Consider the following 14065-nt stretch of genomic DNA (forward strand, 5'->3'; position numbering starts at 1 on the left):
GGGGCGGCACTGGTGGACCGGCGGAGCCGGATCCACTGTGCCCTGGGTCGAGCGTAGGGGGTACAGGGCGCGTTGCGCTTTGGGCTATTAGAATGGCGATTATATCAACTGGACGGAGCGGCCCTGGCCGCTCCTCATCTGCGGGCAGAATCGTTTGACCACGAACCACGTACCTTTCCCCCGCCTGCGCCGGGGCGCGGGCCGGGCGGCCGCCCTGGCGGGCGTGCTGGCGCTGGGCGCCGCGCTGGCGCCCGCCCCGCTTCCCGCCCAGACCACCACGGCCACGCCGCCGGTGCTGGCGCCCTCCTCCGATGACGACCAGGCCATCCCGTGGCTCAGCAATCTGCTCGAGGCCCTCAAGCCCGGCGTCGACACCAGCCTGCCCGAGTCCAGCCGCGCCCTGGCGCAGCGGCTGGAGCGCCAGCTGGACGAGGGCAAGGCCGCCGAGACCCTGGCCGAGGTCGATGACCGCCTGGCCGCCGACAAGCAGAAATCGCCCGACGCCACCAATGCCCAGTTGCTCTTCCTGAAGGGCCGCGCGCTCAGCCAGTTGGGACGCCGCGACGAGGCCAAGGCGATTTACCGCGACATGACCGAACGCTTCCCCGAACTGCCCGAGCCCTGGAACAACCTGGCCGCGCTGGAAGTGGCCGACGGCCGGCTGGATCAGGCCAAGGTGGCCCTGGAAATGGCCATCCGCACCGACCCGAACTACGCCGTCGCGCGCGAGAACCTGGGCGATTTGTATATCATGCTGGCGGCGCGCTCGTACGGCACGGCCACCAAGCTGAATCCGCGCGACGCCGGCGCGGGCCAGAAGGCAAGCGAGACCCGCAAACTGCTGGACGCGCCGACATCCTCCGAACCTCCACCCCGGACACCCCGATGAAACTGCTTTTCTCCAGCCTGGCGCTGGCGGCCGTCCTGGCCTCTCCGGCCGCCCTGGCCGCGCAGCAGGTCGCGCTGCAGACCTCCATGGGCCGCATCGTGCTCGAACTGGACGACGCCCGGGCTCCCGGCACCGTCGCCAACTTCCTGCAATACGTGCGCGAGGGCCACTACGACGGCACGGTCTTCCACCGCGTCATCAACGGCTTCATGATCCAGGGCGGCGGCATGACCGCCGACATGAAGGAAAAACCCACGCGCCCCGGCATACGTAACGAAGCCTCAAATGGCTTGAAAAACACCGCCTATACCGTGAGCATGGCCCGTACGCCCGACCCGCACTCGGCCTCGGCGCAGTTCTTCATCAACGTCGCCGACAACGACTTCCTGAACTACCGCGAGCCCACGACCCGAGGCTGGGGCTACGCGGTGTTCGGCAAGGTGGTACAGGGCAAGGAAGTGGTCGACAAGATCAAGGCCGTACCCACCGCCACGCGGGGCCAGAACGAAGGCGTCCCGCTCCAACCCATCGTGATCCAAAAAGCTGAGGTCCTGAACAAATGACTACCCGTGTCAACCTGCACACCAACCACGGCCTGATCGGCCTGGAACTGGACGGTGAAAAAGCCCCCAAGACCGTCGAGAACTTCGTCGCCTACGTCAACGGCGGCCACTACGACAACACGATCTTCCACCGTGTCATCAACGGCTTCATGATCCAGGGCGGCGGTTTCGAGCCCGGCATGTCGCAGAAGCCCACCCAGGCCCCGATCGAGAACGAAGCCGCCAACGGCCTGAAGAACGACCGCTACACCGTCGCGATGGCGCGCACCAACGCCCCGCACTCGGCCTCGGCGCAATTCTTCATCAACGTCGCCAACAATGACTTCCTGAACTTCAGCTCGCCCACGCCGCAAGGCTGGGGCTATGCCGTGTTCGGCAAGGTCGTGGAAGGCACCGACGTGGTCGAGAAGATCAAAGGCGTGAAGACCGGCAGCCGCGCCGGCCACCAGGACGTGCCCGTCGAGGACGTCGTCGTCACCAAGGCAGAAGTCGTCCAATAACGCCACGGGCCGGGGCCGGTGGCGAAGCGCCCGCTTCCCGAACCGGCCGGCAGCCGGCCCGGCCCCATCGAGAGTTTCCGTGACCGGCTCCCCTCTTCCCGGGACATCCGCTTCCCATTCCGTCCTGACGTTCTCCGGCCCCGTCTGGCTGGCCTCCGACATGCACCTGGGCCCCGACGGGCCCGCCACGCGCGAGGCCTTCCTGGCCTTCCTGCAGGCCGCGGCGGACAGCGCCTGTGCCTTGCTGCTGCCCGGCGACATCTTCGACGCCTGGGTGGGCGACGACGAGATCGACACCCCGGCGCCGTGGCTGCAAGCGGTCGTGGACGGACTGCGGGCCGCGTCCGCGCGGATTCCGGTCCACCTCGGGCTGGGTAACCGCGACTTCCTGATGGGCAAGCGCCTGGCCGAAGCCACCGGCACCCGCCTGCTACCCGAGCCGGCCGTGCTGCGCACCGACGGCGGCGAGTTCCTGCTGTCGCACGGCGATGCCTTCTGCACCGACGATGTCGAATACCAGCAGTTCCGCGCCATGGTGCGCAACCCGCAATGGCAGGCGCAGTTCCTGGCCCAGCCGCTGGCGGCCCGCCAGGCCATCGCGCGCCAGATGCGCGAGCGCAGCATGGCCGAGAAGAGCCGCAAGGCGGCCGACATCATGGACGTGAACCAGCAGGCGGTGGAAGCCGCGCTGCGCGCCCACGACGTCACCCGCATGATCCACGGCCACACCCACCGGCCGGGCCGGCAGGTGTTCGAGATGAACGGCCGGCGCTGCGAGCGCTGGGTATTGCAGGACTGGGACCTGGACGATGCGGCCGATCCGCGCGGCGGCTGGCTGGCGATCGACCAGGACGGCCCGGTCTACCACGACATCGCGCTGGACGACTGAAACCCGGGCGCGCGCCTGCGCCTCGGACCTTAGAACAGGCGGCCCGGGCCGGCGGGTACGTGCACCCAGCCGCTCATCAGGCAGCGTGCCGTGCGGGACACGGTGGCCCGCTCCAGTCCCCAGCCGTTCCCGTTGCTGACCACGGTCGCCCAGGCTGCCTGCACGCCGCTGGCATGGCCGATCCGGGTCGCCACGCCGGGCAGCGTACGCGCCACCTGCGATACCACCGATCCGGGCACGGCGGCCGCCACCGCCAGCGAAATCGCGCTGCGGGTCCCGAAACCGCGCTGCATGCGCCCTTCCGCGATGCTCCGCGCCAGCACGTCGATGCTGTCGCGCGACACATCGCCGCCTCCCGCGCTCTTGTACGACATGGGCGGCGCCACCCAGACCAGTCTGGGCAGCGCCGCGCCCGGTTTCTCGGCGCGCGCGCGGGACATCAGACCCATGGCCACCGCCCCCGCGATCCGCACGGACTCGAGCCGGGCCAGCGTCTTGGCATCGCGATTGAAGGTGTCGGGCTTCTCGCGGCCATGGAGTCCGAGGTCCGAGGCGCGCGCGAAAATGGCCGCCTCGTCGGTCCGGACCAGGCTGACCGGCAACGGCGCCATGCCTTCGACGTCCAGCACGTCCTGCACCCGCCCCGTGGGGAGCAGGCTGGCAGCGCCATCGTCGAGGAAGTCCAGCCGCACCTCGGCGGCGGGAAACGGCACGCCGTCCTCGGTGAAAATGCCGTCTTCCAGCACTTCCCCGCCGCGGACCTCGACATGGGCCGCCAGCCACCGTCCGGGATGCGGCTGCCAGATGCGCACCACCGTCGTGCCCTCGCGGGCCGGCACCAGCCCCTGCTGGATGGCATACGGCCCCACGGCCACCGCCAGGCTGCCGCCGTTGGTGGACCAGTCGATGACCGGACGGTCGATGGCGACCTGCCCGCAGCGGTATTCCACGTCGCAATCGTCGCGGCTGGAGGCATCCACCACCACGACCTTGCTGGTGGACGGACTGGCTCCGCCCATGCCGTCGGTCTGGCGGGAATACGGATCGGGGCTGCCCAGCACCCGCAGCAGCACGCGGTCGCGCTGCTCGGGGTCGCGGGGCAGGTCCCGGGCATTGAAGAACACGCCCTTGCTGGTTCCCCCACGCATATAGGCGGCGGGAATCTTAAGAACTGCCATGGGAAATCTTTCGGGATTGCGCGATCATTGCGGTGCATACCCCCCGCAACAGGTCGGTTTCCTCGCGGCTCAGGCCGGAGCGGGCGAAAAGGTGACGCATACGCGGCATCAGCTTCTTGGGATGCCTGGGATCCAGGTAGCCAACCGCGATCAGCGCCTGCTCCCAGTGGGCCAGCAGCGCCTCGACCGCCTCGCCCGAGGCCGGCTCGGCACGCGGGCCGGCCACCGCCAGCGCCTCGGCCCCCAGCAGCGCGTAGCGCAGCTCGTAGGCGGCCAGTTGCAGCGCCTGCGCCACATTCAGCGACGAATATTCGGGATTGGCCGGGATATGGCAGATCCGGTGGCACATGCCGACCTGCTCGTTGGTCAGGCCCGAGCGCTCGGTGCCCAGGACGACTGCCGCCTGGACCTCGCCCTGCCCGTCCGGGCTGCCGGCCAGGTGCTCGCGCACCAGCTCGGCGGCCTGGCGCATGTCGCAGGCCGGCGGACCGAGGTCGCGGTGGCGGGCGGTCATCGCGAACGCCATGGTCACGGGGGCCAGGGCCTCCTCCAGGGTGCCGCAGACGCGCGCGGCCGCCAGCACGTCGATGGCGCCGCTGGCCAGCGCGATCGCGTCCGGATGGGCCGGCGTATCGGGAATTCTCGGGTTGACCAGCACCAGGCGGGCGAACCCCATGGTCTTGATCGCCCGTGCCGCGGACCCCACATTTCCGGGGTGGCTGGGTTCGACCATGACGAAACTGACTCGGGAAAGCATGTGTCCTTTAAACTAGAGGGGTTTCACCAATTCCCAGCCCTTATCGGCTCTCTTATGCATCCCATGCTCAACACCGCCGTCAAGGCGGCCAGGCGCGCCGGCGCCATCATCAATCGCGCCAGCCTGGACCTGGATCTGGTCAAGGTGTCTCAGAAGGGACCGGGCGATTTCGTCACCGAAGTCGACAAAGCTGCGGAAGCGGCCATTGTTGAGATTTTGAAGACGGCCTACCCCGACCACGGAATTCTAGCCGAAGAGTCCGGCGAAGCCCTGGGCGCCGCCGATGCCAACGGCCAGCAGGAAAACCTCTGGATCATCGATCCGCTGGACGGCACGACCAACTTCATCCATGGCATGCCGGTCTACGCGGTCTCGATCGCGCTGATGCAGCGCGGCCAGGTCACCCAGGCCTGCATCTTCGATCCGTCGCGCAACGAGCTGTTCACCGCCACCCGCGGCGCCGGGGCCTTCCTGAACGACCGGCGCATCCGCGTCTCGCGCCGCACGCGCATGCCCGAGACCCTGATCGGCACGAGCTTCGCCCCGGACCCCAGCGGCAAGCGGCTGGCCCTGTGGACCAAGACCTTCGGCCAGATCTCGGCCACCACCTCGGGCGTGCGCCGCCAGGGGTCGTCGGTGCTGGACCTGGCCAACGTCGCCGCCGGCCGGCTCGACGGCTACTACGGCTGTGGCCTGAAGCCCTGGGACCTGGCCGCGGGCAGCCTGCTGATCCTCGAAGCGGGCGGCCTGATCGGCGATTTCGACGGCGAACAGGGCTGGATGCAGAGCGGCGAGGTCGCCGCCGCCACGCCCAAGGTCTTCCCCCAGCTCCTGTCCCTGCTGGAACCGCTCAAGGAAGCAAGGGGCTGAAACACCTCCCGCCTGGCCATCCCGCCGCCGGTTCTACAATGGCACCGGCCTCGCGGGGGCCCCGCCGGACCGGCCCCGACCGTTCCCGGCTCCCCAGCCGCCACCCGCGCCCATCCATCTCGTCCGCCCGCGGACGCCGACACTCATGACCGAAAACACGCTGTACCTGATCAAAGCCTTCTTCCTCGGCATCATCGAGGGCCTGACCGAGTTCCTGCCGGTCTCCAGCACCGGCCACCTGATCCTGGTGGGAGACTGGATCCATTTCTTCTCCGGGGATGCCAAGGTATTCGAAGTCGTCATCCAGTTCGGCGCCATTCTGGCGGTCATCTGGATCTTCCGCGAGAAGGTCGCCCACATCCTGGCCGGCATCCTGACCGGCGACAAGTTCTCGCTGAAGTTCGCCCGCAACATCATCATCGCCTTCCTGCCCGCCGCCATCATCGGCGTGACCTTTCTGAAAGAGATCAAGACGGTGCTGTTCACCCCCGGGGTGGTCGCGACGACCCTGATCATCGGCGGCTTCATCATCCTGTTCGTCGAGCGCAAGCCCCAGGGCGAGGTCAAGACCCAGAACATCAGCGAGATCACCGGATTCCAGGCGCTGATGGTGGGCCTGGCCCAATGCCTGGCCATGATCCCCGGCACTTCGCGCTCGGGCGCCACCATCATCGGCGGCATGGCCGCCGGCCTCAAGCGCACCACCGCCACCGAGTTCTCGTTCTTCCTGGCCATGCCCACGATGCTGGCCGCCTCGGTCTACGACGCCTGGAAGAACCACGAATCGCTGACCAGCAACGACGTCACCGCCATCGGCATCGGCTTCCTGGCGGCCTTCGCGGCCGCGCTGGTGGTGGTGCGGGCGTTGATGCGCTTCGTCGCCAATCATTCGTACCGCGTGTTCGGCTGGTATCGTATTGCCCTTGGAGCGATCATCATCCTCTGGATGAGCATCTGATCCCCCCTACGCGCTTACGCGCGCCCCCCAGGGGGCGATGCGGGTGGACCGGCAAAGCCGGATCCACCGCATCCTGGGTCCTCGGACGATGTCTCGGGGCAAGGCGCATGTCATGGAATACAGTAACGGTATGGTGACCATCAAGAACCGGGTTGTCGTTCCCCTTGAAGAGGGGGGGATTCCGCCGGAATTCATCACTTTCAACGGGATCACGGAGGAACACGTGGCCATCGTGTTCCCGCAGCTCAAGCCGGGCGGCATGCCGCCGCTGGTGCGCGTGCATTCCGAATGCCTGACGGGCGACGTGTTCGGATCGCAGCTGTGCGATTGCGGCCCGCAGTTGCACGAGGCGCTGTCGTGCTTCTCGCGCGAGGGCGGGATCCTGCTGTACCTGCGGCAGGAGGGGCGCGGCATCGGGCTGTATGCCAAGCTGTCGGCCTACGCCCTGCAGAAGAAGGGCCTGGACACGTTCGAGGCCAACCGGCACCTGAACCTGCCCGAGGACGCGCGCAGCTTCGAGCCCGCGGCGCAGATGCTCCAGGCGCTTGGCGTGGCGCGCATCCGGCTGCTGACCAACAATCCCGACAAGGCCAGCCAGCTCGAAGAACACGGCATCGACATCGAGAGCATCATTCCCACCGGGGTCTACCTGAACCCGAACAACCGCCGCTACCTGGAAGCCAAGGTGCGCCACAAACAGCACACCATCCCCCTGTAGCCCTCGCGCCATGGCCCAAGCCGACCTGCACCATCACCTGATCAATGCATGGTCCGTGGGTTGGGCCCTGTACATCGCCAGCGTCACGGTGTGGATCGTGCTGCAGAAACGGCCACCGCTGTCCACCGTGCTGTGGATACTGGTGCTGGCGCTGCTGCCCTACGTGGGCTATGCCGTCTACTACTTCTTCGGTCCGCAGCGCCTGAAGCGGCGGCGCCTGAAAAGGCTGCGCAGCCGCCTGCTGATCGCCAGCCAGACCGAGCGCGCGCTGCTGCGCGAACATGACCACGACACACCGCTGCCAGTGGCCCGCATGGCGGCGCTGGCCCGCTCCACCAGCGACATCCCCTTGTCCTCGGCCACCGACGTGCAACTGCTGGTGGGAGGCGGACAGACCTACGGCGCCTTCATGAAGGCCATCACCGAAGCGCGCCACCATGTCCACCTCGAGTTCTACATCTTCAAGCCCGACCGCATCGGCACCGCGATCCGCGACCTGCTGATCGAGAAGGCGCGCCAGGGCGTGACGGTGCGCCTGCTGGTCGACGCGCTCGGCTCCGAGCGCCTGGGACGGCGCTTCCTGGCGCCGCTGCGCGAGGCCGGCGCCCAGGTCGGTTTTTTCCACGACGTCCGCATCGGCCGCCGCTGGCGGCCCGTCACCAACTATCGCAATCACCGCAAGATCCTGATCTGCGACGGCAAGGTCGGCTTCACCGGCGGACTGAACGTGACGGACGACGAGGACGAACGCGTGCGCCCGGACGCCTATCATGACGTGCACCTGCGTGTGGAAGGCGGAGCCGTGCGCTGGCTGCAGATGGTATTCCTGGAGGACTGGGCCTACACCACCGGCCAGCGCGCCGACGACTGTGAGCTTGACGCGCTGCTGCCCGAGGTGCCGGGAGGACCGCATCAGTTGCAGATCCTGACGTCCGGCCCCATGGACCCCCGCCAATCCATCCACCGCGCGCTGGTCGCCGCCATCAACGCGGCAACCGAACGCGTGTGGCTGACCACGGCCTACTTCGTTCCCAGTGAAGCGGCGCTGCTAAGCCTGACGAACGCCGCGCACAAGGGCCTGGACGTGCGCCTGCTGGTCCCCCGGCGCAGCGACTCGCTGGTGGTGACCGCGGCCTCGCGTTCGTATTTCGACGAATTGCTGGAAGCAGGCGTCAAGGTCTGGGAATACCGGGACCGGATGCTGCATTCCAAGACCCTGGTGGTGGACGATACCTATTCGTTCATCGGCACGGCCAACTTCGACAACCGCAGCTTCGAACTCAATTTCGAGGTCACCGCCCTGGTCTACGGCGAGGACATGGCCCGCCAGCTGGGCCGGCAGTTCGAACTCGACCTGCGCCACGCGGCCCGTGTCCCCAAGGACAGGCCATCGTCCTTCGTCCGCCGCCTGTTCGACGCGTCGGCGCGGCTGTTTTCGCCGATGCTGTAGGGCCTGCCGCCGCTCAGTGCTTGCTGACCAGCGTCCCGGACAGCCAGTTCTCGGCCATGTCCACGTCGCGCAGCAGCACGGCGAACACGTCGTCGTCGATCAGGCGCGCATCGCGCAGCCGGTACAGCTCGGTGCGCTGGGCGTAGATCGCGGCCATGCGCAGGTCGCGTTCGAAATTGCGATGCTGGTTGGCCCGCAGCGCGATCTCGGCCGTGTCGCTCTCGGCATCGATGCGGTTGCGGTAGATCTGGGCCAGCATGGCAGCGATGTCGGCCAGCATGGCCTTCGCGTCGTCGTCGGTCAGTTCCCTGTCCATGCGGACCTGTGCCTGCTCCAGGCCGGTTTGCGCGGCCTGCGCCAGGTGCAGCCGCGCTTCGCGCTCTTCCTTTTCCTTCATGGTCTCGACCGGGGTCGGAACCCTGGGCAGCACCAGCGGCAGCAAGGAGCTGCCCAGCAGCAGCGAGCACAGGATCACGCCCGTCGCCAGGAAGATCAGCAGGTCGCGGCCGGGAAACGGCACGCCGGCGGAGATTTCCAGCGGCACCGTCAGCACGCCCGCCATCGTGATCGAGCCGCGCACCCCGGACAGCGAGGTCGTCAGGATCACCCAGGCGTTGACCCGGCGCACCGGCGAGCCCTGCAACAGCATGCGGAAGCTCTTCAGATGGTAGGTGACCCACACCCACAGGAAACGCAGCGCGATCAGCGCCACCGTGATCGCCACCACATAGGCGAACAGGTGCCAGACCGGCACGTTGCCCGCCTCTCTCGCGTCGGCGTGCGCCAGCCCGATGACGCTGGGCAGTTGCAGCCCCAACAGGATGAAGGTCATGCCGTTGAACACGAATTCCAGCATGGACCAGACGCTGTTGCTTTGCAGCCGCATGGCCGACGACCCCTGCCCGGATTCGGTATAGGTCATGGCGATGCCCGCCGCGACGGCGGACAGGATGCCGGACACGCCGAAATGCTCGGCCACCAGGTAGGCCGCGAACGGCGTCAACATCAGCAGCACGACCTGGATGGCAGGCTCGTCGTCGGTCCAGCGCGCCACCATCCTGCGGCCCAGGCTCAGCAGCCATGCCAGGGCGCCGCCCACGGCCAGGCCGCCCAGGGCGATGACGAGAAAACTCAGGCTGGCCTGCCACAGCGAAAACGAGCCGGTCAGGATCGCCGCGATCGCGAACTTGAAGGCCACCAGGCCCGAGGCATCGTTCATCAGGCTTTCGCCTTCCAGCACGTGCTGCAGCTTGGTGGGAAGCCGGTTCTTGCCGACGATGGCCGACACCGCCACCGCGTCGGTGGGGGACAACACCGCGCCCAGCGCGAAGGCCACGGGTAGCGAGATCGCGGGTATCAGCCAGTGGATGAAGTAGCCCACGCCGACCACGGTGAAGATCACCAGGCCCAGCGCCAGGGCGAGAATGGGGCCCCGCAACTGATACAGCTGGCGCTTGGGAATGCGCCAGCCATCGACGAACAGCAGCGGCGGGATGAACAGCAGCAGGAACAGCTCGGGATCGAACCTCACCTTCAGACCGAAGGCCGGCGCCGCCAACAGCGCGCCGATGGCGATCTGGAACAGGGGCAGCGGCAACCGTATCGGAGAAAGCCTGGACACCACCCCCGACATCGCCACTGCCAGCAGCAGCATCAGTACGGTGAAGACGATTTGCATGGAAACGCGGCCTGGCGAGGAAAAACCGTCGTCAAGCCTACCACCAAACCGGGCCGGCCCCGGCCTACTTGCCCAGCAGGCCGGCCTGGTAGGCCGCCACGAATTCGCCGAAGTCGCCGGTCTGCACGCGTTCCAGTTCGCGCTGCTCGGCCAGGGAGCGGTCGGCCAGCGCGCGGAAACCGGCCAGTTGCTCGCCGGTGCAGGGCTGGGCGCGGAAGTGCTCCGCATGCTGGCGGCTGGTTTCCAGCATGAAGGCCTGGAACGTCATCCCGCTGGCACGCAGGGCCTCGAGCACGCGGGCCGACGGCGTTTGTTCGGGCGCCTCGACCTTGGCGCGCTGCGCCGCCACCGAGGCGGCATAGCCGGTTTCGCCATGGACCCGATCGAGCAGGTCGGCACAGGCCGCGATGCGATCGAGCAGTTCGTCGGCCCATGCGCGCAGGCCGATTTCCTTGCCGTCGCGGTTCAGGGTCAGGCCGGGCTGGCGGCCCTGCTTGACCACGGTCAGGAAATTGTTGGCGCTGAGCCGGCAATGTCCGCCGTCGCCGAACAGCGGGCTTTCCTGCAGCGTGCAATACAGCAGGAAGGCATCCAGGAAGCGGCTGGTGGTTTCGTCCATGCCCACGGGCAGGAACGGATCGATGTCCATGCAGCGCACCTCGACGTACTGCACGCCGCGTTCGGCCAGCGCGCGCAGGGGCCGCTCGCCGCTGCGGGCGACGCGCTTGGGCCGGATGCTCGAGTAGTATTCGTTCTCGATCTGCAGGATGTTGGTGTTCAGCTGCACCCATTCGCCGTCGCGCACCGTGCCGATCTTCTCGTACTCGGGCCAGGGCGTGCTGACCGCTTCGTACAGGCGCGCGACATAGGTCGACAGGTCGTTGTAGCAGGGCTTCAGGCCGGCCTGGGCCTTGTTCTGGTAGCCCAGGTCGCTCATGCGCAGGCTGGTGGCGTGGGGCAGGTACAGCGTCTGCGCGTCCAGTTGCTCGAGCCGGTGCGGCCGGCCCTGCAGGAAATCGACCGCCAGCGCGGGCGAGGCGCCGAACAGGTACATCAGCAACCAGCTGTAGCGGTTGAAGTTGCGTATCAGCCCGACGTAGCGGGCCGACTGGCGGTCCTTGTCCGAGATGCCGGCGGGTTCGCCGGCGTCGGCCAGCAGCGGCCAGAGTTCCTCGGAGAACGAGAAATTGAAGTGGATGCCGGCGATGCACTGCATGGCCTTGCCGTAGCGATAGGCCAGGCCGCGCCGGTACACGTGCTTGAGCATGCCGATGTTGGACGTCCCGAACCACGCGATGGGAATGTCCTTCTCGGGCGGCAGTCCGCACGGCATGGACTGGCTCCACAGCAGTTCGCCGTCCAGCTCGCCATAGACGAAACGGTGGATGTCGCGCAGTTCGCCCAGCAGCGACTCGTGGCTGGCATGGGTGCCCGTGATCAGCTCGATCAGGGCTTCCGAATAGTCCGTGGTAATGCTGGGGTGCGTCAGCGCGGCGCCCAGGGCGGCCGGATGCGGGGTCATCGCCAGGTGTCCCCGGGGGTCGACGCGCAGGCTTTCTCGTTCTATGCCATGAAGCCTGCGGGCCAGCACGGCGCGATGCGCGGGCTGGTCCAGCAACGCCAGGCGGCGGTCTAGCAGATCACTCACGGATGTCCTTGAATTCGTACGGCCTCGCATGGCCGCGGCCGGCATGGGCGTGTTTATATCCCAATTGCCGCCCGCGCGCCTACGCGGCAGGGCGGCACATTATAGGTGTGGGGCCGGGTGCCCCTGGAATTCCCTTACAGGCTTGCGTTCTTTTCGGGACTCGTCCCGGCCAAGCATACTCCGGCCGGCCCCCCTGCCCTGCGCGCCCCGGGAAAATGCTCCGCGCACGCCCGGTCTGGGCCACAATCACGCTTTCCACAGTTCAGGGAATGCGTCGATGTCGCTCTCGTTCAGCCCCAATCCCGTACGCGGCAGCCGCGCCATTGCCGTCGCTCCGCACGCACTGGCCTCGCAAAGCGCGCTGGCCGTCATGCGCGAAGGCGGCAATGCCGTCGAAGCGATGATCGCGGCGGCCGCCACCATCGCGGTGGTATATCCGCACATGAACAGCATGGGCGGGGACGGATTCTGGCTGATCAGCCGCCCGGGCCAGCCGCCGCTGGCGCTGGAAGCCTGCGGCGCGGCAGCCGCCGCCGCGGACATCGCCTCGTACCGCGACCGCGGCCTGGACACGATCCCGTTCCGCGGCGGCCTGGCGGCCAATACCGTGGCCGGCACGGTGTCGGGCTGGAATGCCGCCCATGAATGGTCGCGCCGCGAACTCGGCGGCCGCCTGCCGCTGTCGCGCCTGCTGGCCGATGCCATCGACTATGCCCGCCGCGGCATGCCGGTCACCGCCAGCCAGGCCGCCTGCACCCAGGCCAAGCGCGAGGAGCTGTCGTCCATTCCCGGATTCGCCGACACCTTTCTTCCCGGCGGGCAGGCGCCGGCCACGGGTTCGCCGTTCCGCCAACCCCGGCTGGCCGATACCCTGGAACACCTGGCGCGCAGCGGCCTGGACGATTTCTACCGGGGCGCGCTGGCCGAGACCATCGCCCGCGACCTGGCCAACGTCGGCAGCCCGCTGGCCGCGGCCGACCTGGCCGCGCACCAGCCCGTCTGGAAGACGGCGCTGGTGCTGGAACACAGCCTCGGCAAGGTCTACAACGTGCCGCCGCCCACCCAGGGCCTGGTGTCGCTGTTGATCCTGGGGCTGTTGGACCGCCGCCTGCCCCGGGACCTGGACCCCGCCGGCGCCGACTACGTCCATCTTTGCGTCGAGGCGACCAAGCTGGCCTTCGGCGTGCGCGACGCCCACATCACCGACCCGGCGCACATGGACGTCGATCCGCAGTCGCTGCTGGCCCCCCGGGAGCTGGACGCCATGGCCGCCCGGATCTCCACGCAACAGGCCGCCCCCTGGGGCCAGGGCAAGGGGCCGGCCGACACGATATGGATGGGCGCGGTCGATGCCGAGGGTGTCGCGGTCAGCTTCATCCAGAGCATTTATCACGAGTTCGGCAGCGGCGTCGTGCTGTCCGGATCCGGCATCAACTGGCAGAACCGCGGATGCAGCTTCTCGCTCGACCCGCGTTCGCGCAATCCGCTCATGCCCGGCCGCAAGCCCTTCCACACGCTGAATCCCGCCATGGCCCACCTGGCCGACGGCCGCACGCTGGTCTACGGCAACATGGGCGGCGACGGCCAGCCGCAGTCGCAAAGCGCCGTCTTCACCCGCGTCGTGCACTTCGGCATGAATCCCCAGGCCGCGGTGGACGCGCCCCGCTGGCTGCTCGGCCGTACCTGGGGCCAGTCGTCGGACACCCTGAAGCTGGAATCGCGCTTCGACACGGCCACGGCCGAGGCCCTGCGGGCGCGTGGGCACGAGGTCGAGATGCTGCGTTCCTACGACGAGACCATGGGCCATGCCGGTGCGATCCTGCGGCATGCCGACGGCACGCTGGAGGGCGGCGCCGACCCGCGCAGCGATGGCTCGGTGGCGTCATGGTAGAGGTAGAGGTGAAGGCGAAGCCGATTACCAACGGACAAGATTCCACGTAAAACCTTACACAGCGCGGCCGCGAAGC

13 protein-coding genes are annotated in these 14065 nt (G+C 67.9%); 9 read left to right on the forward strand and 4 right to left on the reverse strand.

The window, feature by feature from the left end; genetic code table 11:
* The first annotated feature begins 154 nt into the window (after positions 1-154).
* The 4 genes from WKR98_RS25360 to WKR98_RS25375 all read left to right on the forward strand — a co-directional run bounded on the left by WKR98_RS25360 (position 155) and on the right by WKR98_RS25375 (position 2841).
* On the forward strand, positions 155-889 hold the full coding sequence (locus tag WKR98_RS25360; protein WP_161567756.1) for a tetratricopeptide repeat protein: 735 nt from the start codon (positions 155-157) through the stop codon (positions 887-889).
* A complete protein-coding gene (locus WKR98_RS25365) occupies positions 886-1452 on the forward strand; it encodes a peptidylprolyl isomerase (protein ID WP_341435001.1) in 567 nt (188 codons plus the stop codon). Before WKR98_RS25360 ends, WKR98_RS25365 begins: the two co-directional genes overlap by 4 nt.
* Complete coding sequence (locus tag WKR98_RS25370) at positions 1449-1952, forward strand: peptidylprolyl isomerase (RefSeq protein WP_124688833.1); 504 nt, start codon at positions 1449-1451, stop codon at positions 1950-1952. Before WKR98_RS25365 ends, WKR98_RS25370 begins: the two co-directional genes overlap by 4 nt.
* A gap of 124 nt (positions 1953-2076) precedes the next feature.
* Positions 2077-2841, forward strand: a complete 765-nt coding sequence (locus WKR98_RS25375) for a UDP-2,3-diacylglucosamine diphosphatase (protein ID WP_255465729.1) — start codon at positions 2077-2079, stop codon at positions 2839-2841.
* Positions 2842-2870: 29 nt separating this feature from the next.
* Here WKR98_RS25375 and WKR98_RS25380 read toward each other — a convergent pair whose 3' ends face one another.
* Both WKR98_RS25380 and WKR98_RS25385 read right to left on the reverse strand, forming a co-directional pair.
* Positions 2871-4019 carry a PrpF domain-containing protein gene (locus WKR98_RS25380; RefSeq protein ID WP_124688832.1) on the reverse strand — a complete coding sequence of 383 codons (1149 nt, stop codon included), beginning with the start codon at positions 4017-4019 and terminating at the stop codon, positions 2871-2873.
* Positions 4006-4776: an RNA methyltransferase gene (locus WKR98_RS25385; protein ID WP_124688831.1), complete on the reverse strand. Its 771-nt coding sequence runs from the start codon at positions 4774-4776 to the stop codon at positions 4006-4008. The genes WKR98_RS25380 and WKR98_RS25385 overlap by 14 nt, the downstream gene beginning before the upstream one ends.
* Positions 4777-4830: 54 nt before the next feature.
* On the opposite strand from WKR98_RS25385, the gene WKR98_RS25390 reads away from it, so the two are divergent.
* The 4 genes from WKR98_RS25390 to cls all read left to right on the forward strand — a co-directional run bounded on the left by WKR98_RS25390 (position 4831) and on the right by cls (position 8772).
* Complete coding sequence (locus WKR98_RS25390; protein WP_124688830.1) at positions 4831-5646, forward strand: inositol monophosphatase family protein; 816 nt, start codon at positions 4831-4833, stop codon at positions 5644-5646.
* A 145-nt stretch (positions 5647-5791) separates the two neighbouring features.
* Entirely contained in the window at positions 5792-6604 is an 813-nt protein-coding gene (locus WKR98_RS25395; RefSeq protein WP_341435002.1) for an undecaprenyl-diphosphate phosphatase, read from the forward strand.
* Between the two features lie 130 nt (positions 6605-6734).
* Entirely contained in the window at positions 6735-7322 is a 588-nt protein-coding gene (locus WKR98_RS25400) for a GTP cyclohydrolase II (protein WP_202865630.1), read from the forward strand.
* Between the two features lie 10 nt (positions 7323-7332).
* Positions 7333-8772, forward strand: a complete 1440-nt coding sequence (cls, locus tag WKR98_RS25405) for a cardiolipin synthase (protein ID WP_341435003.1) — start codon at positions 7333-7335, stop codon at positions 8770-8772.
* Between the two features lie 13 nt (positions 8773-8785).
* Here cls and WKR98_RS25410 read toward each other — a convergent pair whose 3' ends face one another.
* Positions 8786-10450 (reverse strand): Na+/H+ antiporter, encoded by a 1665-nt coding sequence (locus WKR98_RS25410; protein WP_124688826.1) that lies wholly within the window; start codon positions 10448-10450, stop codon positions 8786-8788.
* Positions 10451-10514: 64 nt separating this feature from the next.
* The gene (gene gshA, locus WKR98_RS25415; RefSeq protein WP_202865606.1) at positions 10515-12128 is read right to left on the reverse strand and encodes a glutamate--cysteine ligase; all 1614 of its coding nucleotides are present in this window, start codon (positions 12126-12128) and stop codon (positions 10515-10517) included.
* 247 nt (positions 12129-12375) lie between these two features.
* On the opposite strand from gshA, the gene WKR98_RS25420 reads away from it, so the two are divergent.
* Positions 12376-13989, forward strand: a complete 1614-nt coding sequence (locus tag WKR98_RS25420; RefSeq protein ID WP_341435004.1) for a gamma-glutamyltransferase family protein — start codon at positions 12376-12378, stop codon at positions 13987-13989.
* Positions 13990-14065 lie beyond the last annotated feature (76 nt).

The sequence above is a fragment of the Pigmentiphaga sp. YJ18 genome (genome assembly GCF_038066655.1).
GTDB lineage: Bacteria > Pseudomonadota > Gammaproteobacteria > Burkholderiales > Burkholderiaceae_B > Pigmentiphaga.